This is a genomic window from Phytopseudomonas straminea (genome assembly GCF_900112645.1).
GTDB classification, from domain to species: Bacteria; Pseudomonadota; Gammaproteobacteria; order Pseudomonadales; family Pseudomonadaceae; genus Aquipseudomonas; species Aquipseudomonas straminea.
Genome location: NZ_FOMO01000002.1, coordinates 161,453 through 181,123, shown reverse-complemented (window position 1 = coordinate 181,123; position 19,671 = coordinate 161,453). Strand labels below are relative to the sequence as shown.

Here is a 19,671-nt window from a genome sequence, read left to right as displayed (position 1 = left end):
AGGTGTTTGCCCAAGACAGCCCTTGAGCGTCCTTGCCATTCATTTGTCTTTCCTTGCCAACACTAGATCAGCTTTCTCCAAACGCTCCCGCTGAACTCGAACCTGGAGAGCCGGCTGCATGACGTACGGGTGCTTCAAAATAATTTATTGGATAACCATCAGGTTATGTATGTGCCGTTCTTTTTCATTAGTCGGCTCGTTCTTCCTGGCTGATCATGGCCCGCAGAGCCTGCATTGGCGCCTCGGCGCCCATATGACCGGCGACTCCACAAATTCAATAAACAGGAGCGTCCCATGTCCGAGGACAGCCGTTTCATCATCCGTGATCGCAATTGGCACCCCAAAGCCTTCACCCCCGATTACAAAACCTCCATCGCCCGTTCGCCACGCCAAGCACTGGTGAGCATTCCGCAATCGGTTTCGGAAACCACCGGGCCGGATTTCACCCATCTGAAGATGGGCAAGCACGACAACGACCTGCTGCTCAATTTCAATAATGGTGGTCTGCCCATCGGTGAGCGCATTCTGGTGTGTGGTCGGGTAATGGATCAGTACGGCAAGCCGATTCCCCATACCTTCGTGGAGATGTGGCAGGCCAATGCCGGCGGCCGCTACCGTCACAAGAACGATCGCTACCTGGCGCCGCTGGATCCGAACTTCGGCGGCGTCGGCCGCGCGCTGACCGACAGCGAGGGCAATTACAGCTTCCGTACCGTCAAGCCGGGCCCATACCCGTGGCGCAACGGCCCGAATGACTGGCGCCCGGCGCACATTCACTTCTCCATCAGTGGTCCGTCGATTTCCACCAAACTGATCACCCAGCTGTATTTCGAAGGGGATCCGTTGATCCCGCTGTGCCCGATCGTCAAGTCCATCGCCAACCCGGACGCGGTACAGACGCTGATCGCCAAGCTCGACATGAGCATGGCCAACCCCATGGACTGCCTGGCCTACCGTTTCGACATCGTGCTGCGCGGCCAGCGCAAGACCCACTTCGAGAACTGCTGAGGAGCCCGCCATGCCTGTCGAACTCTTGCCCGAAACCGCTTCGCAAACCGCCGGCCCCTACGTACATATCGGCCTGGCCCTGGCCGCTGCCGGCAACCCGACCCGCGACCAGGAAATCTGGAACCAGATGGCCAAACCCGGTGCGCCGGGCGAGCACATCACCCTGATCGGCCACGTCTACGACGGCAACGGCCACCTGGTGCGCGACGCCTTTCTGGAGCTCTGGCAAGCCGATAACCAGGGCCGTTACGACGCCGAGTACAACCTGGACAAACCCTTCAACGGTTTTGGCCGTACCGCCACCACCTTCGATGCCGGCAGCGAGTGGACGGTGCAGACCGTCAAGCCCGGTGTGGTCAACAATGCCGCCGGTGTGCCGATGGCGCCCCACGTGAACATCGCGCTGTTCGCCCGCGGCATCAATATTCACCTGCACACCCGTCTGTATTTCGAGGATGAAGCCGATGCCAACGCCAAGGACCCGGTACTCAACCTGATCGAGCAGCCGTCGCGCCGCGAAACCCTGATCGCCAAGCGCTGCGAGGTTGACGGCAAGCCGGCCTACCGATTTGATATCCGCATTCAGGGGGACGGCGAAACGGTGTTTTTTGATTTCTGACAGCGACCTGGATGCGCCCGTCGAGCAGATCGACGCGCGCATCCATCAAGGTTTCACCGCGGCGCTCGAAGCCCGTGGCTTTCACGCCGACAGTCAGCAACAGCAAGCAATTGATACCCTGGGGCAGTGGCTGCAAGGCTGGTGCACGGGGCGTCGTGGCTGGCTGCGCAAGCCGGCGGCCGGCGTTTATCTGTGGGGCGGCGTGGGGCGCGGCAAGAGCTTCGTGATGGACGCCTTCTTCGTGGCGGCGCCGTTCAGCGCCAAGCGCCGCGTACATTTCCATGCCTTTTTGCAGGAGCTGCAGCAGCGCATGCAGCTGTTCGCCGGTCAGCCTGACCCGCTGGTACTGGCGATCCGCGCGCTCGCCCAGGACATCCGTCTGCTGTGCTTCGATGAGTTCCACGTGCATGACATCGGTGATGCCATGCTCTTGCGCCGCTTGCTCGACGTGCTGGTCGAGGAGGGCGTCGGCCTGGTCATGACCTCCAACTATCCGCCGGCCGGGCTGTGCCCCAATCCGTTGTACCGTGAGCGCTTCACCCCGGCGATCCAGATGCTCGAGAAGCGTTTTACCGTGCTGACCCTGGATGCCGGCACCGATTACCGCGAACTGCCGGGCAACGCCCAGCAGTGGGGCGAGTACCTGTGGCCGCAGTCGGCGGGCGGCCAGGCTTATCTGGAACGCTGGCTGGCGCTGGATGAGCAGGCCCAGCGTGATCAGCTGCTGACCGTCAATCATCATCCGCTGCAGGTGCGCGCCCTGGCGCCCGGTCGCGCCTGGCTGGAGTTCGCCGAGCTGTGCGGCAACGCCCACTCCACGGCAGACTTTCTCTGGCTGTTGCAGCGTTATCCGCGCCTGGCCCTGACCGGCGTGCCGACCCTGGATTCCCAACCCACCGATGCCTGCCAGCGGTTCATCAATCTGGTAGATATCGCGTACGATGCCGGCGCCACGCTGCTGTTGTGCAGCGAATTCAGTCTCGAGCGCCTGTGCCGCGGCTCCGCCCATCAGGATTTCGTACGAACCCGCAGCCGTCTCGGTCAATTGCACAGGCAAGAATTGGCTATGACCGAAGGCACCGGCCCAGAGGTCCGCGCTACCTGCGACAAGGAATGCTGAACCCGTGCTGCAAATCCTCCAGATCACCGCACCGATCTTCCTGCTGATTGGCCTCGGCTACCTCGCCGCCATGGGCGGCCTGCTCAACCGCGAGCAGGTGCGCGGCATCGGCGCCTTCGTGATCACCTTCGCCATGCCGGCGCTGCTGATCAAGACCCTGGGCACTTCGCCGATCCAGCAGGCCATGGCGCCCGGTTATCTGCTTGCCTATGCGGTCGGCTCCCTGGCAGCCTTTGCTGCAGCTTTCGGCGTGTCGCGCTGGTGGCGCGGCGACAACCTGTCGGGCTCGGCCATCAACGCCATGGGCATGTCGGTTTCCAATAGCGGATTCGTCGGCTACCCGATGGTGGCGGCAGCGCTTGGCTCGCCTGCGGTGTTGGGCATGGCGATGGGCATGCTGGTCGAGAACCTGCTGATGATCCCCCTGGCGCTGGTATTGGCCGAGGCGGGCAAGCAGCAGGGTGGCGGTCTCAAGGTGCTGGGCATGACCTTTGGGCGGCTGCTGAAAAATCCGGTGATCATCGGCATCAGCATTGGCGTGGCCGTTTCCCTGTTGGGGATCGAGATTCCGCCGCTGCTGTTCAAACCCATCGATATGCTCGCCGGCGTATCGGCGCCCTTGGCGCTGTTCGTGATCGGCGCCGGTCTGTTTGGCATGAAGGCGCGCGGCGTCTGGGTCGATGCCGCGTGGATCGCCAGCGGCAAGCTGATCATCCACCCTTTGGCGGTGCTGGTCGCCTTTATGCTGGTGCCAGGCGTCGACCCGATGATGAAGGCCGTGGGCGTACTGTTCGCCTGCTCACCGATGATGAGTATCTTCCCCATTCTCGGCCAGCGCTTCGGTCTGGAGGACCGCTGCAGCGCGACCCTGCTGGTGGCGACGGTGCTGTCGTTCTTCACCATCAGCGTGGCGTTGGTGTTTATAGGGGCGGGGTCGTCCTGAGCGGGGTTGTGGGAGCGGGCCATGCCCGCGAATGTGTGTGTACAGCTCGTAGGATGGGTGAAACCCATCGAAGATCGAAGGGTTGATGGGGTTCACCTACGCGGCCCGAATCATCCTACCTCTTTGAACGGGTTCTAAGCCAAATCACGGGCATGGCCCGATCCCACAATAGCCGTAGTATGGGCGTCTCGTGGATCGACGCTTATACCCGACTACCCAGCAACTCCGCTCGCCTTATCCAGTTCTGGCGCTGGTTCTCCGAAGAGGGACGCACCGGCGAGAACGTCTCCAGACGGCGCGTTTTGATGCCGCAGAAGCCGAGGATGGTGCGCTTCATCTGCCGATGGGCCGGCGCGCCGTAGATCCAGTGAAAGTACCAGCGTGGCGTGTCGAGGGTGACCAGCAGGTCGGCGGTGCGGCCGCTGAGCAGTTTGTCCCAGAGCTGCGAATCGCTGCGGTACTTGAAGGCGAAGCCGGGCAGCAGCACGCGGTCGAAGAAGCCCTTGAGCTGGGCCGGCAGGCCGCCCCACCAGACCGGGTAGACGAATACCAGGTGCTGGGCCCAGTGGATCTGCCGCTGCGCTTCGAGCAGGTCCGGCTCCAGGGCCTGGCTCTGGCTGTAGCCCTCGTGCAGTACCGGGTCGAAGCTCAGATCGCCCAGGCGGATCTGCCGCACCACGTGGCCTTCGCTGCGCGCGCCCTGGGCGTAGGCCTCGGCCAGGGAATGGCAAAAGCTGTCGCTTTTCGGCGAGCCGATGATCATCAGGATCCGCTTGCCATCGCCCTCCAGCGGGGTGGCGCCACTCTTGGCGCCGTCAGTCATGTTGGCCGGCCTGCAGCATGGTTTCCGGGCGCACCCAGGCGTCGAACTGCTCCTCGGTGAGGTGCCCCAGCGCCAGGGCCGCCTCGCGCAGGGTGGTGCCTTCGCTGTAGGCCTTCTTGGCGATTTCCGCGGCCTTGTCGTAACCGATATGCGGGTTCAGCGCGGTGACCAGCATCAGGCCGCGCTCCAGGTGCTCGGCCATGCGCGGGGCGTCGGGCTCCATGCCGAGCACGCAGTGCTCGCGGAAGTTACTGCAGCCATCGGCCAGCAGGCGGATCGACTGCAGCACGTTATGAATGATCACTGGCTTGTAGACGTTCAATTGCAGGTGCCCCTGGCTGGCCGCGAAGCCGATGGTCACGTCGTTGCCCATCACCTGGCAGGCAAGCATCGACAGCGCTTCGCACTGGGTTGGGTTGACCTTGCCGGGCATGATCGAGCTGCCCGGCTCGTTGGCCGGCAGGCGCACCTCGGCAAAGCCGCCGCGCGGGCCGGAGCCCAGCAGGCGCAGGTCGTTGGCGATTTTCATCAGTGCCACGGCCAGGGTCTTCAGGGCGCCGGAGAGGGCCGTCAGCGGCTCGTGGCCGGCGAGGGCAGCGAATTTGTTCGGCGCGCTCTTCAATGGCAGGCCGCTCAAGGCTGCCAGCTCCGCGGCAATCGCTTCACCGAAGCCGGGGGGCGAATTCAGGCCAGTGCCGACGGCGGTGCCACCCTGAGCCAGTTCGCAGACTGCCGGCAGGGTCGCGCGAATCGCCTGCTGCGCCAGCTCCAGTTGGGCGACGAAGGCCGACAGCTCCTGGCCGAAGGTGATCGGCGTGGCATCCATCATGTGCGTGCGGCCGGTCTTCACCAGGCGGTTATGGCGCGCGGCCTGATCGGCCAGGGCTTCGGACAGCTCGGCGATGGCCGGCAGCAGGTCGCGCTGCACGGCGCCGGCAGCGGCGATGTGCATGGCGGTGGGGAAGCAGTCGTTGGAGCTCTGCGCGCGGTTGACGTGGTCGTTGGGGTGCACCGGGCTCTTGCCGCCTCGCGGGTTGCCGGCCAGCTCGTTGGCGCGCCCGGCGATCACCTCGTTGACGTTCATGTTGCTCTGGGTGCCACTGCCGGTCTGCCAGACCACCAGCGGGAACTGCGCGTCGTGCTGGCCGGCGATCACTTCGTCGGCAGCCTGCTCGATCAGCCGGGCGATGTCGTGGGGCAGGTCGCCGATGCGATCATTGATACGCGCTGCGGCTTTCTTGATCAGCGCCAGGGAATGCACCACCGCCAGCGGCATGTGTTCCTCGCCAATCGCGAAATTGATCCGCGAACGCTGGGTCTGGGCGCCCCAGTAGGCGTCCTCGGGGACTTCGATGGGGCCGATGCTGTCGGTTTCGGTACGGCTCATTGCGGGACTCTCCGTCGCGTTTCAATCACGTTAGGCTGCACTGGTGACCACACGTTCCAACTACCAGCGTGTTCGGCTCATGCCTATCCAGCCTTGTGCGGCGCGTACCGGTACGCGTTCGCCGAGGGCATTGCGCAGCAGGCCGTCGTACTGGCCGAACCACTCGTAGGTGTCTGCATAGGCCAGGCCGAAACCGAGGCGCGGTTTGGCGACATGGGCCTGGCGCGGGGTGAAGGTGAGGTCGACCTGGCCATCTTCGGTGGTCAGCTGCCAGGGCGCCAGCGGGTCGTTGCGCGTCTGCTGGATCTGCACGGTCTGCTCCAGATGCAGCAGAGCGCCGCCGAACCACAGGGCGTTTTCCGTCAGGCCGCTGTGCTCGGTCCAGCCGCTGCCGAAGTTGCCGCCAATGCCGCCGGGCGCGGCGAACACTGCCCGAGTCCAGTGACTATGGAGCGGCCATACGCCACGGCCGAAGTCCATCGAGGCGAAACTCTGGCCGCTGGCGCATTCGTAATCGGTGTCGCCCAGGTGCACGCTGCCCGTGACCGGCAGGCCAACCTGACGGCAGGTGGCGTGAAAGCCCTTGTTACCGAAGGGCACCACCAGGTTCACCGACTCCAGGTGCACGGGGCGCTGGATGTCCAGCGCCAGGTGCAGGGGCTGGCCGCCGATGTTCGGTGAGGTGGCGGTCAGCCGCACGCGGCCGGGAAATTCGTTGAAGTGCAACTGCACGCGCGAGTGATCGAAGGCATGGCTGCCCAGCGGCGTATCCGGCAGGTTGCAGCCGCGAGCCAGCAGGCTCAGTTGGTTGAGCGTCACGTGCTGGCCGCTGTTCAGGTCGAGAAAATACACGGCGCCGTAGCCGACGTAGTCGAGGTCAGCCTGGATCAGCGACAGTGTCCAGTCAGGCGTGCAGATATTCCAATGATTCCAACGTTTGCGGCGGCCCAGGTTGCCAGGCAGGGAGCAATCGACCCGAGGCTGCGCCGACCAGCCGACTGCATCAGGATTGAGCCGCCCATGGGCATCGCACAGGGGGATCGGCGGTGGTGCAATGAAGGGGCTGTTCATCGGACACGTCCATGTGTGCAGGCAAAGAGTCGCGGAGCATGCAGCTGTCTATGGCTGCGGGCAAGTGCTGGCAGTGTGAGCCTCGACGTAAAGATGCGCCAGTAGACATTTGGTGCTACTCGACTGCCATTGGTGGTAGCCAGATCGCAGCGTGCGACATTCAAAAAGGCTTGAGAGCCAAGGCGCCGGGGCACAAAATGCACCGCTGTCGGTCAAAGCACTTCACCCTTGTGTTCAGGAGTACCCCGATGTCCCGTATCCCCGCGTTCTGCATTGCCGCTCTGATGGCCGTCGGTAGCACCCAGGTACTGGCCGATGCCCGCAGCCATGCCGCCGATGCCGAGCGCTTCCTGCAGCTCGCCAACGCCGACAAGCTGGCGGTGCCGGTCTACGCCCAAGTACAGCAGATGTTCGCCCAGCGTTTCGCCGAGGCCAAGGCGCCGGAGAGCAAGAAGGCCGTGCTGGAAAGCTACCAGGCCAAAGCCAACGCTGAGCTGGACAAAGCAGTCGGCTGGGACAAGCTCAAGCCCGACATGGTCAAGCTGTACACCAGCAACTTCAGTGAGCAGGAGCTCAAGGACCTGATCGCCTTCTACCAGTCGCCGCTCGGCCAGAAGGTGCTCAAGCAGATGCCGGCGCTCACCGCCCAGTCCGCACAGATCACCCAAGCCAAGCTGGAAAGCGCCGTGCCGGCGGTCAACAAGCTGCTCAGTGACATGGGCAACGAACTGGGCGCCAAGAAGCCCTGATACCCGAGATGGCCGGCGCTATGCCGGTCATCGCCTTACCCCCGGAGCTCGCAATGCCCAAGATCGACCTGCTGCGTACTGCCTTCGCCGCCCTGCAACCCGAGCACCTCGAGGTGCTGGACGAAAGCCATATGCACAGCCGTGGCCTGGAAACCCATTACAAGGCGGTAATCGTCAGTTCGCAGTTCGATGGCCTGAATGCCGTCAAACGCCATCAGAAGGTCTATGGTGTGCTGGGCGAGCTGATGAGCCAGGTGCATGCGCTGGCCCTGCACACCTACACGCCGCAAGAGTGGGCGCAGCAGGGGGTTGCCCCGGATTCGCCAACCTGCCGCGGTGGCAGCAAGCACGACCATTGATTTCTGCGTGCCCCGCCTTCTGCGCAGGGGCACTTCTCTGTAAACCTTGCTAGTCAGGCAGCCCTGGGTATCGCTTCGCTCAACCCAGGCTACGTGCATTTACCACTCGACCACGATCTTGCCGAAATGGCTGCCGCTTTCCTGCAGGCGGAAGGCGTCGGCCAGGTTTTCCAGCGCGAAGCTCTGGTCGAGGATCGGGCGTACACCGGACTGCTCCAGCGCGCGGATGTAGTCCTGCTGGTGACGACGGCTGCCGACGATCAACCCCTGCAGGCGTACCTGCTTGGCCATCAGTACTGCAGTCGGCACGTCGCCCTGGCGCCCGGTCAGCACGCCGATCAGGGCGATATGGCCGCCTACCCGTACTGCGGTGATCGATTGCGCCAGGGTGCCCGGGCCGCCCACCTCGACCACCTGATCCACACCGCGGCCATCGGTCAGCTCCATTACCCGTTTGCCCCAGTCCGGCGTCTGCCGGTAGTTGATGGTGTGATCGGCGCCCAGTTGGCGCAGGCGCTCAAGCTTCTCGTCGGACGAGGAGGTGGCGATCACCGTGGCGCCCATCATCCTGGTGATCTGTAGGGCTGCGATGGACACGCCGCCGCTGCCCAGCACCAGCACGCTGTCGCCGGCTTTGAGCCCTCCATCGACCACCAGCGCCCGCCAAGCGGTCAGCCCAGCGGTGGTGATGGTCGCTGCCTCGGCATGGCTCCAGCCTTTTGGTGCATGAGTAAAGGCGCTGGCAGCACGCACCGCATGCTGGACAGCGAAGCCGTCGATGCCATCGCCGGGGGTACCAGCAAAATTGCTGACCGGCGCGCCCACGTCACCGTCGGGCCACTGCGGGAAGAACCCGGACACCACGTGATCGCCGACCTTGAATTCGCTCACGCCTTCACCCACGGCCTCGACCACGCCGGCGCCGTCGGACATCAGCACCCGACCATCGGCCGTCGGGATGCTGCCATTGGCCACCAGCAGGTCGTGGAAATTCAGCGAGCTGGCGTGCAGGGCGACGCGAATCTCGCCGGGTCCGGGCTGGCCGGGGTCGTCGATATCGGTCACTTCGATGTTGTTCAGGCCTGCGGGTGCTCGCACGACGACGGCTTTCATGTCGGTTTCTCCTCTGGCTGCCAATAGAGTTGATAATTGACGGCGCGCAAGGCCGCCACTCTTTCTCGACCCTGTTAATCACCGGGCGTTCCGGCGGCGTGCACTACACCTGGGCGGCCAACACCAGTAAACTGCGCGGCCCACATTCACCTGTCCGTGCTCTGGCATTACCAGCGGCATGCGGCGGTATTGTTTTTGTCCACGGTCCGCCCTTTGCGAGGGCGACTACTGAAGGAAATCTGCAATGACCGACAATTCCATCGTCGTCGCGGCGCTCTACAAGTTCGTGTCCCTGCCGGACTACGAAGCGCTGCGCCAACCCTTGCTCGACACCCTGGTCGCCAATGGCATCAAGGGCACGCTGCTGCTCGCCGAAGAGGGCATCAACGGCACGGTTTCCGGTAGCCGCGAAGGCATCGACGCGTTGTTCGCCTGGTTCGCCCTCGACCCGCGCCTGGCCGACGTCGACCACAAGGAGTCGTACTGCGCCGAGCAGCCGTTCTATCGCACCAAGGTCAAGCTCAAGAAGGAGATCGTCACCCTGGGCGTACCGGGCGTCGATCCCAACCAGCGCGTGGGCACCTACGTGGAGCCGAAGGACTGGAACGCGTTGATCAGCGACCCCGAGGTGCTGCTGATCGACACGCGTAACGACTACGAAGTGTCGATCGGCACCTTCGAGGGCGCCATCGATCCCAAGACCAAGTCCTTCCGTGAATTTCCGGACTACATCCGCGAGCACTTCGACCCCAGCAAACACAGGAAGGTGGCGATGTTCTGCACCGGCGGCATCCGCTGCGAGAAGGCCTCCAGCTACATGCTCACCGAGGGCTTCGAAGAGGTTTATCACCTCAAGGGCGGCATTCTCAAATACCTGGAGGAAGTGCCGCAGGAAGAAACCAAGTGGCAGGGCGACTGCTTCGTGTTCGACAACCGGGTGACCGTGCGCCACGACCTCAGCGAAGGCGATTACGACCAGTGCCACGCTTGCCGCACGCCGGTTTCGGTCGAGGATCGCGCATCGGAATTCTTCAGCCCCGGCGTCAGCTGCCCGCATTGCTGGGACTCGCTGCCGGAGAAGACCCGCGAGGGCGCCCGCGAGCGTCAACGCCAGATCGAACTGGCGAAAGCGCGTAATCAGCCCCATCCTCTGGGTAACAATCCCCGCCAGAAAAACGAGGCCTGAGCCATGGATGCGCGCCTGCTCTACGTGATGGACCCAATGTGTTCCTGGTGTTGGGGCTTCGCGCCGGTGGTCGAGGCGCTGGCCGCCCAGGCCGCGGAGCAGGGCGTGCCCATGCAACTGGTGCTCGGCGGCTTGCGCCGCGATCAAGTGGCTATCGACGCGGCGGCGCGGGTGCGCTACCTGGGCTACTGGCAGGCAGTCAACGCCAGCACCGGCCAACTATTCAATTTCGACGCCGGGATACCCCTGGGCATGCGTTACGACACCGAGGCGGCGTGCCGCGCGGTGGTCACCGTGCGTGATCTCGACCCGCAAAGCGCCTGGCCGATGGCGCAACGCATCCAGCAGGCGTTCTATCAGCAGGGCGCCGACGTGACCCTGGCCGCGACCCTGGTGCAACTGGCCGAGGAGGTCGGCATCCCGCGGATCGAATTCGCCGAGGCCTTCGACAGCGAGGTCCAGCACCGCGCCACCGCCGCCGACTTCACCTGGGTGCAGGATCTCGGCATTGCCGGCTTCCCGACGTTGCTGGCCGAGAAGGGCGGGCGTCTGGCGCTGCTCACCAACGGCTATCAGCCGCTCGACGCCCTATCGCCACTGCTCGCGCGCTGGCTGGAGCATGCCGTCGATGGTTGATCGCCTGAGTTGGGCGGAAATCCGTCGCCTGGCCCTGCGCCACAAGCGTGCGCTGATCCTTGCCAACCTGGTCGCTGTCCTGGCGACACTGTGCAGTGTGCCGATTCCTTTGCTGCTGCCATTGCTGGTCGACGAAGTGCTGCTGGGCGACGGTAACAGGGCACTGCGCATCATGGATCTGTTGCTGCCGGCGGCCTGGCAGGGGGCGGTCGGCTACATCCTGCTGATGCTGGGGCTGACCTTCCTGCTGCGTGGCGGCGCGCTGATCTTCAACGTGGTGCAGGCGCGGCTGTTCGCCCGGCTCGCCAAGGACATCGTCTACCGCATCCGCATCCGCCTGATCGAGCGGCTCAAGCGCATTTCCCTGGCCGAGTACGAAAGCCTGGGTGGCGGCACCGTGACCACCCACCTGGTCACCGATCTCGACACCCTGGACAAATTCATCGGCGAAACCCTCAGCCGTTTTCTGGTCGGCGTGCTGACCCTGGCCGGCACCTCGGCGATTCTGGTGTGGATGCACTGGAAGCTGGCGCTGTTGATCCTGCTGTTCAACCCGCTGGTGATCTACGCCACGGTGCAGCTGGGCAAGCGCGTCAAACATCTGAAGAAGCTCGAGAACGACAGCACTTCGCGCTTCACCCAGGCGCTGACCGAAACGCTCGATTCGATCCAGGAAGTGCGCGCCGGCAACCGTCAGGGCTATTTTCTCGGCCGCCTCGGCGGGCGCGCCAGGGAAGTGCGCGATTACGCCGTGGCCTCGCAATGGAAGACCGATGCCTCGAACCGTGCCAGCGGCCTGTTGTTCCAGTTCGGCATCGACATCTTCCGCGCCGCGGCGATGCTTACCGTGCTGTTCTCGGACCTGTCCATCGGCCAGATGCTCGCGGTGTTCAGCTACCTGTGGTTCATGATCGGCCCGGTGGAGCAGTTGCTCAACCTGCAGTACGCCTTCTACGCCGCCGGGGGCGCGCTGACCCGCATCAACGAGCTGCTCGGCCGTCGCGACGAGCCGGATTACGTGGGCGGCGCCGATCCCTTCGCCGGCCGCGAAACCGTTGGCATCGAGATCCGCGACCTGAGCTTCGCTTACGGCGAGGAACCGGTGCTGAGCGGGCTGAATATGTCCATCGCGCCGGGCGAGAAGGTCGCCATCGTCGGTGCCAGCGGCGGCGGCAAGAGCACTCTGGTGCAACTGCTGCTGGGCCTCTACACGCCCCAGGCCGGGGTGATCCGCTTTGGCGGCAACAGCCAGGAAGAGATTGGCCTGTCGACCATTCGCGAGCACGTGGCGGTGGTGCTGCAGCATCCGGCGCTGTTCAACGACACGGTGCGCGCCAACCTGTGCATGGGGCGTGAGCGTAGCGACGAGGCCTGTTGGCAGGCACTGACCATCGCCCAGTTGGCGCAGACCGTACGCCAGCTGCCCCAGGGGCTGGATACCATTGTTGGGCGCTCCGGCGTGCGGCTGTCCGGCGGCCAACGCCAGCGCCTGGCCATCGCCCGCATGGTGCTGGCCGACCCCAAGGTGGTGATTCTCGACGAAGCCACTTCGGCCCTGGACGCCGCCACCGAATATGCGCTGCACCAGGCGCTGGCGCAGTTCCTCAATGGCCGTACCACGCTGATCATCGCCCACCGTCTGAGCGCGGTGAAGCAGGCTGATCGGGTGCTGGTATTCGACGGTGGCAGCGTCGCCGAAGATGGCGACCACCGCCAGTTGATCGCCGAGGGCGGGCTCTACGCCAAGCTCTACGGCAACTTGCAGCACTAGGTCGGGTGCGTTAATCAGAAATAGCTGCGTTGATCCGCCTTCGTAGCCCGCGGTTGAGCGAAGCGATACCCAAGACGATAACCGGGTATCGCTGCACCCAACGTCGGGATGCCCGAAAATCCTACTCCTGCGGCAGCTTGCTACCCCATTGCTGGATCGCCTTGACGCGCTGCTGGCTGGCGTTGACCGCCTTGTCGATCTCCTGGTTGTAGTCGTCCAGCCAGCTGCGCGAGCCGGGCACCATGTCCGCCAGGTCGCGCATGCCGTTCTTCAGCGCCGCCAGGCTTTGCTGATAGCTCTGTTCCTGGCCGAGCAGGGTACGGCCCATGAGCTTCAGCGCAGCGATGTCCTGGGAAGGTGGCGCTGCAGGCGCGGCAGCCGCTGGGGGCGGCGGTGGAGGCGTGGCGGCCAGTTTCAGCAGGGCGTCCTGGCGCTTCTGGTCTTCCTTGAGCGTGTTCAACTCCGTCTCCAGCTGCTCGGCGCGGTGCTGCAGGGCGGCGAAGGCTTCCGGGTCGAAGGGTGGCGGCTCGTCGGCCAGCATCTTCACCACGGCCGAGGTCGCCAGGCTGGAGAGAATGATGAACAGCAGCATGGCCAGGGCGAAGATCAGAATGCGGTTGAAGCGATTGGCCTTTTCCAGCTTGGCCAGGCGCTCCTCGTCGCTGGCGGGCGCCAGATCGAAGGCGGCGGGGCTTTCAGCTTCTTTAGGCGTTTCACTGCTCATGGCGGCCTCGTTGTCATGGCGCTGGTGGATGCTGTCATTCTGGCAGCGTTTTAGACGATCTGCCTGCGCATCGCCAGCATCCTGTCGGCAGGTTAATCGACCGCGTTGTAAAGAAAGGTTTACGAAAGCAGCCGTTCAACGAGTCTGGAAGTCCCGATTGCCGGCTGTTTGCTTGAGCATGTAGCGAAGCCTTGCCAGCGCCAGGCGTAGCACCGGGCTTAGGCGCGTTGCGCGGCCTTGTTCGCCTGCGGCACCTCGATTGTCATGAAGCCATAACGACAACGAGGACAACCCCCATGAACGCCGTGTCCAGAATCGAGCAGCACAACCCCATTGGCACCGACGGTTTCGAGTTCGTCGAATTCACCGCGCCGACGCCCGAAGGTATCGAACAGCTGCGCCAGCTGTTCACCGCCATGGGCTTCACCGAAACCGCGAAGCACCGTAGCAAAGAGGTGTGGCTGTTCCAGCAGCATGACGTGAACTTCGTGCTCAACGGCAGCCCGACCGGGCATGTACATGCCTTCGCGCAAAAGCATGGGCCAAGCGCCTGCGCCATGGCGTTCCGGGTCAGGAATGCCGCCCAGGCCGCGGCCTACGTGAAAGAGAAGGGCGCCACGCTGGTCGGCAGCCATGCCAATTTTGGCGAGCTGAACATCCCCTGCGTCGAGGGCATCGGCGGCTCCTTGCTGTATCTGGTCGATCGTTATCGCAACGAGAGCGGCGAGCACAGCATCTATGACGTCGATTTCGAGTTCATCGAAGGCCGCTCGGCCAATGACAATGCCGTGGGCCTGCAATGCATCGACCACCTGACCCACAACGTCAAACGCGGGCAGATGGACGTGTGGTCCGGCTTCTACGAGCGCATCGCCGGTTTCCGCGAGATTCGCTACTTCGATATCGAAGGCAAGCTCACCGGCCTGCTGTCCCGGGCCATGACCGCGCCGTGCGGCAAGATCCGCATCCCGATCAACGAGTCGGCCGACGACAAATCGCAGATCGAGGAATTCATCCGTGAGTACCACGGGGAGGGCATCCAGCACATCGCCCTGGCCACCGACGACATCTACGCCACGGTGCGCCAGTTGCAGGCCAATGGCGTGTCGTTCATGAGCACCCCGGCCACCTATTACGAGAAGGTCGACCAGCGCGTGGCCGGCCACGGCGAGCCGCTGGACGTGCTGCGCGAGCTGAATCTGCTGATCGATGGCGCGCCGCAAGACGACGGCATCCTGCTGCAGATCTTCACCAACACGGTGATCGGCCCGATCTTCTTCGAGATCATCCAGCGCAAGGGTAACCAGGGCTTTGGCGAGGGCAATTTCAAGGCCCTGTTCGAGTCCATCGAAGAAGACCAGCTGCGTCGCGGTGTGATCAGCGAGGAGTGAGGCCATGAGCCGTAAATGGATCAGCTTTCCCCTGCGTGAAGGCGAGCACTCGCGCCAGGCCCACTGCGATTTTCCCGCCGACACCTACGAGCGGGAAATGGGCCGCGAGGGCTTCTTCGGCCCCGTGACGCACCTGCACCACAAGCATCCGCCCACCGGCTGGATCGACTGGCAGGGGCCGCTGCGCCCCCACGCCTTCAACTTCAATAAGATTCCCAGCGAGCACGATTGTCCGTTCGAGGCGCCACTGACTCTGCACAACGCCGACGTTCGCTTGCGCGTTTGGAAGACTGCCAGCGCCATGCGCCACCTGGTGCGCAACAGCGACGGCGACGAGCTGCTGTTCGTCCACGACGGCGCCGGGCACCTGCATTGCGATTTCGGCCACCTGGAATACCGCGATGGCGATTACCTGGTGATTCCCCGTGGCACCGCCTGGCGTATAGAACCGACTGCGCCGAGTCATTTCCTGCTGGTCGAGAATACCGACGGTGCCTATCAGTTGCCGGAAAAAGGCCTGCTCGGCGGTCAGGCGATCTTCGACCCGGCGGTGCTCGATCACCCGCGTATCGACGATACCTTCAAGGCTCAGCAGGACGAGAACACCTGGCAGATCCGCATCAAACGGCGTAACCAGATCAGTACCGTCACCTATCCCTACAACCCGCTCGATGCGGTGGGCTGGCATGGCGACAACACCGTGGTGCGGGTGAACTGGCGCGACATCCGTCCGCTGATGAGCCATCGCTACCACCTGCCGCCGTCGGTGCACACCACCTTCGTGGCCAAGGGCTTCGTGGTCTGCACCTTCACGCCGCGGCCGGTGGAGTCCGACCCCGGCGCGCTCAAGGTGCCGTTCTTCCATAACAACGACGACTACGACGAAGTGCTGTTCTATCACCGCGGCAACTTCTTCAGCCGCGACAATATCGAGGCCGGCATGGTCACCCTGCACCCGTGCGGCTTCCCCCATGGCCCCCATCCCAAGGCGCTGAAAAAGGCGCAGACCGACCCGGCCACCTTCGCCGAGGAAGTGGCGGTGATGATCGACACCCGCCATGGCCTGGAAGTGACCGACGCCGCCGCCGCGGTGGATGTCGTCGAATACGTGAATTCCTGGCGCGCGCCAGGCAAGGAGTCCTGATGAAACTGGCATCGCTGAATCAGGGCCGCGACGGCGCCCTGGTGGTGGTTTCCCGCGACCTGAGTCGCGCCGTGCGCGTGGCGCAGATCGCCCCGACGCTGCAGGCCGCGCTGGACGACTGGGCGAGCAAACGCCCGCAGCTCGAAGCGGTGTACCAGCGCCTCAACGACGGGCTGGAGGCGCAAGCCTTCGACTTCGATCAGCGCGCCTGCCACAGCCCGCTGCCACGGGCTTTTCACTGGGCCGATGGCAGTGCCTACGTCAATCACGTGGAGTTGGTGCGCAAGGCGCGCGGCGCCGAGATACCGGAATCCTTCTGGCACGATCCGCTGATGTACCAGGGCGGCTCGGACACCTTCATCGCGCCCCACGCGCCGATTCGTCTGAGCGACGAAGCCTGGGGCATCGACCTGGAGGCCGAGCTGGCGGTGATCACCGATGACGTGCCCATGGGCGCGACGCCGGCCCAGGCGGCCGGGCATATCCAGCTGCTGATGCTGGTCAACGACGTGTCGTTGCGCAACCTGATTCCCGGCGAGCTGGGCAAGGGTTTCGGCTTCTACCAGAGCAAGCCTTCGTCGAGCTTCTCGCCGGTGGCGGTGACGCCGGACGAGTTGGGTGACAGCTGGCGCGACGGCCGCGTGCATCGGCCGCTGGTGTCGCACATCAACGGCGCACTGTTCGGCCAGCCGGATGCCGGCACCGACATGACCTTCGACTTCCCAACTCTGATCGCCCACGCCGCCCGCACCCGGCCCCTGGGCAGCGGCACCATCATCGGCTCGGGCACCGTCTCCAACTACGACCGCAGCGCCGGCTCCAGCTGCCTGGCCGAAAAGCGCATGCTCGAAGTGATCGAACACGGCGAGGCGAAGACGCCATTTCTCAAGTTCGGCGACCGGGTGCGCATCGAGATGTTCGATGCCGCCGGTGCGAGCATCTTCGGCGCCATCGACCAGCAGGTGGAACGCTACGACGCCCATTGATCCGTGGGAGCGGCTTCAGCCGCGAGGTTTCAGCACCTTTGATATTGATCGCGGCTGAAGCCGCTCCCACAGTCTTGTTTCGAAGGGAGCCTGCATCGTGACTTGGGCTCTGCGAATAGGGTGCACATTGACTTGGTGAAATGCTGTAGCGCCGCTGATGCGTAGGAGCGGCTTCAGCCGCGAGTTCTGGGCGCTTCAAGCCTGATCGCGGCTCAAACCGCTCCTACGAAAGCCTGCTCTAAAAGGAATCCGCAATGTTGAAGCTCTACGGCTACTGGCGCTCCAGCGCCGCCTACCGTGTACGCATCGTGCTGAACCTCAAAGGCCTGGCTTATCAGCAGGTGCCGGTGCATCTGGTGCGCGATGGCGGTGAGCAACATGGCCAGGCGTATCAAGGCCTGAATCCCCAGGGCCTGGTACCGCTGCTGGTGGACGAAGAGAACGGCGATGTGCGCATCGCCCAGTCCCTGGCGATCATCGAATACCTGGAGGAAATCTTTCCGGTGCCGGCGATTCTGCCGGCCGATCCCGTCGCCCGTGCTCAGGTGCGCGCCTTGGCGCTGCATCTCGCCTGTGACGTGCATCCCCTCAACAACCTGCGGGTGCTGCAGTACCTGAGCCGCGAGCTGGGCGTGGACGATGCAGCAAAAAACACCTGGTATCGCCACTGGGTGGCCGCTGGCCTGGCAGCAGTAGAGCAGGGCCTGGCGATCTACGGCGATGGATTTTCCCTCGGCACGCGGCCCGGCTATCTGGAAGCCTGTTTGATTCCACAGGTGTACAATGCGCGCCGTTTCGACTGTGACCTCGATGCGTATCCACGCATCCTCGCGCTCGCCGCCCGTTGTGAGGCCCTTGATGCATTCCGGCATGCCGCGCCGGAGGCTCAGCCCGACGCGCAGTAGACGGCGAGAAATGCCCCAGCCACTCCGCCAGGCCACGAGCCGGGCGGGTTCGATCCTGTCACGGTCGATCACCCACAGGTGACAGATGCCAAGCGAAATGCTCCAGACCGGCCCGCTCAAGCGCGGCCTGAAGAACCGCCACATTCAGTTGATCGCCCTGGGCGGTGCCATCGGTACCGGCCTGTTCCTGGGTTCGGCCGGGGTCATGGCTTCGGCCGGCCCTTCGATGATCCTCGGTTATGCGATTGGCGGTTTCATCGCCTTTCTGATCATGCGCCAGCTCGGCGAGATGATCGTCGAGGAGCCGGTCGCCGGCTCGTTCAGCCACTTCGCCCATGCCTACTGGGGCCCGTTCGCCGGTTTCCTGTCCGGCTGGAACTATTGGGTGCTCTACGTGCTGGTGGGCATGGCTGAACTGACGGCGGTGGGCAAGTACGTGCAGTACTGGTGGCCGGAGATCCCCACCTGGGTCACCGCGGCAGCGTTCTTCGTGCTTATCAACGCCATCAACCTGACCAACGTGCGGGTGTTCGGCGAGGCCGAGTTCTGGTTCTCGATCATCAAGGTGGCAGCGATCGTGGGCATGATCCTGCTCGGCTGCTACCTGCTGTTCAGCGGCGCCGGTGGCGAGCAGGCAACGGTCAGCAACCTGTGGAGCCACGGCGGCTTCTTCCCCAACGGGGTTTCCGGGCTGGTGATGATGATGGCCATCATCATGTTCTCCTTTGGCGGTCTGGAACTGGTGGGCATCACCGCGGCCGAGGCCGATCAGCCGAAGACGGTGATACCCAAGGCCATCAATCAGGTGGTCTACCGCATCCTGATCTTCTACATCGGCGCGCTGACCGTGCTGCTCTCGCTGCACCCCTGGGACGATCTGGTGGCGACCCTGACCGCCGGCGGCGACTCCTACGGCAGCAGCCCCTTCGTGCAGATCTTCTCGCTGATCGGCAGCGACACCGCCGCGCACCTGCTCAACTTCGTGGTGCTCACCGCGGCGCTGTCGGTCTACAACAGCGGCGTGTACTGCAACAGTCGCATGCTCTACGGCCTGGCCGAGCAGGGCAACGCGCCGAAGCAGTTGCTCAAGGTCGACAAGCGCGGCGTACCGGTGCTGGCCATCGCCATCTCGGCGCTGTTCACGCTGATCTGCGTGGTGATCAACTACCTGGTGCCCAAGAGCGCACTGGAGCTGCTGATGTCCCTGGTGGTCGCCGCCCTGGTGATCAACTGGGCGATGATCAGCCTGGCCCACATCAAGTTCCGCAAGGCCATGCAGGCCAAGGGCGTGGAGCCGTCGTTCAAGGCCTTCTGGTTCCCCTTCGCCAACTACCTGTGCCTGGCCTTCGTACTGTTCATCCTGGGCGTAATGCTGTTCATCCCCGGCATTCGTCTCTCGGTATTCGCCATTCCGTTCTGGCTGCTGTTCATCTGGGGCTGTTACCAGATTCGCCAGCGTCGTCTGGCCAATTAACGGTCAGTATTGCTCCCGCCCGCAGTGCAATGCTGCGGGCGGCATTTGTGCCAGATTCCTGACCACCTCGACAGTTCTGTAACTGTTTGTCTCAGGTGCGGACGGCGACTCCACGTACGCCGGTATAGTGGCGACTTGATGGCGCCAGTGATTTGCTTTTTCCCTCAGGATTTTCCGCTTGCGGCCGATTAGGGTCCTGAAGCCAGGGTCGCGCGCTCACAAGGCGCCTGCGTACCGCACTCATACAAAAACAAATGGAGCC

At 63.8% G+C, this 19,671-nt stretch carries 19 protein-coding genes; 14 read left to right on the top strand and 5 right to left on the bottom strand.

Annotation, left to right across the window (positions count from 1 at the left end):
- Positions 1 to 294: 294 nt before the first annotated feature.
- From pcaH to BM279_RS04975, 4 genes are read left to right on the top strand one after another with little or no spacing between them, the layout of a single operon-like run.
- Positions 295 to 1,008, top strand: a complete 714-nt coding sequence (pcaH, locus tag BM279_RS04990; protein ID WP_093501547.1) for a protocatechuate 3,4-dioxygenase subunit beta — start codon at positions 295 to 297, stop codon at positions 1,006 to 1,008.
- Between the two features lie 10 nt (positions 1,009 to 1,018).
- The gene (gene pcaG / locus BM279_RS04985; protein WP_093501545.1) at positions 1,019 to 1,627 is read left to right on the top strand and encodes a protocatechuate 3,4-dioxygenase subunit alpha; all 609 of its coding nucleotides are present in this window, start codon (positions 1,019 to 1,021) and stop codon (positions 1,625 to 1,627) included.
- Positions 1,617 to 2,747 (top strand): cell division protein ZapE, encoded by a 1,131-nt coding sequence (gene zapE / locus BM279_RS04980; protein ID WP_093501543.1) that lies wholly within the window; start codon positions 1,617 to 1,619, stop codon positions 2,745 to 2,747. Before pcaG ends, zapE begins: the two co-directional genes overlap by 11 nt.
- Positions 2,748 to 2,751: 4 nt before the next feature.
- Positions 2,752 to 3,690: an AEC family transporter gene (locus BM279_RS04975; RefSeq protein WP_093501541.1), complete on the top strand. Its 939-nt coding sequence runs from the start codon at positions 2,752 to 2,754 to the stop codon at positions 3,688 to 3,690.
- A 202-nt stretch (positions 3,691 to 3,892) separates the two neighbouring features.
- Here the strand turns inward: BM279_RS04975 and BM279_RS04970 are convergent, their stop codons facing one another.
- From BM279_RS04970 to BM279_RS04960, 3 genes are read right to left on the bottom strand one after another with little or no spacing between them, the layout of a single operon-like run.
- Positions 3,893 to 4,513, bottom strand: coding sequence for an NAD(P)H-dependent oxidoreductase (locus tag BM279_RS04970; protein ID WP_093501539.1), 621 nt, complete (start codon positions 4,511 to 4,513; stop codon positions 3,893 to 3,895).
- Positions 4,506 to 5,900: a class II fumarate hydratase gene (locus BM279_RS04965; protein WP_075932595.1), complete on the bottom strand. Its 1,395-nt coding sequence runs from the start codon at positions 5,898 to 5,900 to the stop codon at positions 4,506 to 4,508. Before BM279_RS04965 ends, BM279_RS04970 begins: the two co-directional genes overlap by 8 nt.
- Positions 5,901 to 5,960: 60 nt before the next feature.
- Positions 5,961 to 6,971: a DUF2804 domain-containing protein gene (locus tag BM279_RS04960; protein WP_093501537.1), complete on the bottom strand. Its 1,011-nt coding sequence runs from the start codon at positions 6,969 to 6,971 to the stop codon at positions 5,961 to 5,963.
- Between the two features lie 248 nt (positions 6,972 to 7,219).
- Here BM279_RS04960 and BM279_RS04955 point away from each other — a divergent pair, with 248 nt between their 5' ends.
- Positions 7,220 to 7,720 (top strand): DUF2059 domain-containing protein, encoded by a 501-nt coding sequence (locus tag BM279_RS04955; RefSeq protein ID WP_093501535.1) that lies wholly within the window; start codon positions 7,220 to 7,222, stop codon positions 7,718 to 7,720.
- 53 nt (positions 7,721 to 7,773) lie between these two features.
- The gene (locus BM279_RS04950) at positions 7,774 to 8,079 is read left to right on the top strand and encodes a BolA family protein (protein ID WP_093501533.1); all 306 of its coding nucleotides are present in this window, start codon (positions 7,774 to 7,776) and stop codon (positions 8,077 to 8,079) included.
- Between the two features lie 99 nt (positions 8,080 to 8,178).
- On the opposite strand, the gene BM279_RS04945 is transcribed toward BM279_RS04950, so the two are convergent.
- Positions 8,179 to 9,192 carry a zinc-dependent alcohol dehydrogenase family protein gene (locus BM279_RS04945; RefSeq protein WP_093501531.1) on the bottom strand — a complete coding sequence of 338 codons (1,014 nt, stop codon included), beginning with the start codon at positions 9,190 to 9,192 and terminating at the stop codon, positions 8,179 to 8,181.
- Between the two features lie 244 nt (positions 9,193 to 9,436).
- On the opposite strand from BM279_RS04945, the gene trhO reads away from it, so the two are divergent.
- From trhO to BM279_RS04930, 3 genes are read left to right on the top strand one after another with little or no spacing between them, the layout of a single operon-like run.
- Positions 9,437 to 10,378 (top strand): oxygen-dependent tRNA uridine(34) hydroxylase TrhO, encoded by a 942-nt coding sequence (gene trhO, locus BM279_RS04940; protein ID WP_093501529.1) that lies wholly within the window; start codon positions 9,437 to 9,439, stop codon positions 10,376 to 10,378.
- A 3-nt stretch (positions 10,379 to 10,381) separates the two neighbouring features.
- Positions 10,382 to 11,014, top strand: coding sequence for a DsbA family protein (locus BM279_RS04935; protein WP_093501527.1), 633 nt, complete (start codon positions 10,382 to 10,384; stop codon positions 11,012 to 11,014).
- Entirely contained in the window at positions 11,007 to 12,785 is a 1,779-nt protein-coding gene (locus BM279_RS04930; RefSeq protein WP_093501525.1) for an ABC transporter ATP-binding protein, read from the top strand. Before BM279_RS04935 ends, BM279_RS04930 begins: the two co-directional genes overlap by 8 nt.
- Before the next feature lie 121 nt (positions 12,786 to 12,906).
- On the opposite strand, the gene BM279_RS04925 is transcribed toward BM279_RS04930, so the two are convergent.
- Positions 12,907 to 13,509 carry a hypothetical protein gene (locus BM279_RS04925; protein ID WP_093501523.1) on the bottom strand — a complete coding sequence of 201 codons (603 nt, stop codon included), beginning with the start codon at positions 13,507 to 13,509 and terminating at the stop codon, positions 12,907 to 12,909.
- A gap of 296 nt (positions 13,510 to 13,805) precedes the next feature.
- On the opposite strand from BM279_RS04925, the gene hppD reads away from it, so the two are divergent.
- The 5 genes from hppD to BM279_RS04900 all read left to right on the top strand — a co-directional run bounded on the left by hppD (position 13,806) and on the right by BM279_RS04900 (position 19,409).
- Complete coding sequence (gene hppD / locus BM279_RS04920) at positions 13,806 to 14,900, top strand: 4-hydroxyphenylpyruvate dioxygenase (protein WP_093501521.1); 1,095 nt, start codon at positions 13,806 to 13,808, stop codon at positions 14,898 to 14,900.
- A 4-nt stretch (positions 14,901 to 14,904) separates the two neighbouring features.
- Positions 14,905 to 16,044, top strand: coding sequence for a homogentisate 1,2-dioxygenase (locus BM279_RS04915; protein ID WP_093501519.1), 1,140 nt, complete (start codon positions 14,905 to 14,907; stop codon positions 16,042 to 16,044).
- Complete coding sequence (locus BM279_RS04910; RefSeq protein WP_093501517.1) at positions 16,044 to 17,030, top strand: fumarylacetoacetate hydrolase family protein; 987 nt, start codon at positions 16,044 to 16,046, stop codon at positions 17,028 to 17,030. Before BM279_RS04915 ends, BM279_RS04910 begins: the two co-directional genes overlap by 1 nt.
- A gap of 254 nt (positions 17,031 to 17,284) precedes the next feature.
- Positions 17,285 to 17,935 (top strand): maleylacetoacetate isomerase, encoded by a 651-nt coding sequence (maiA, locus tag BM279_RS04905; protein WP_093501515.1) that lies wholly within the window; start codon positions 17,285 to 17,287, stop codon positions 17,933 to 17,935.
- A gap of 85 nt (positions 17,936 to 18,020) precedes the next feature.
- On the top strand, positions 18,021 to 19,409 hold the full coding sequence (locus BM279_RS04900; RefSeq protein WP_027906416.1) for an amino acid permease: 1,389 nt from the start codon (positions 18,021 to 18,023) through the stop codon (positions 19,407 to 19,409).
- The last annotated feature ends 262 nt before the right edge of the window (positions 19,410 to 19,671 follow it).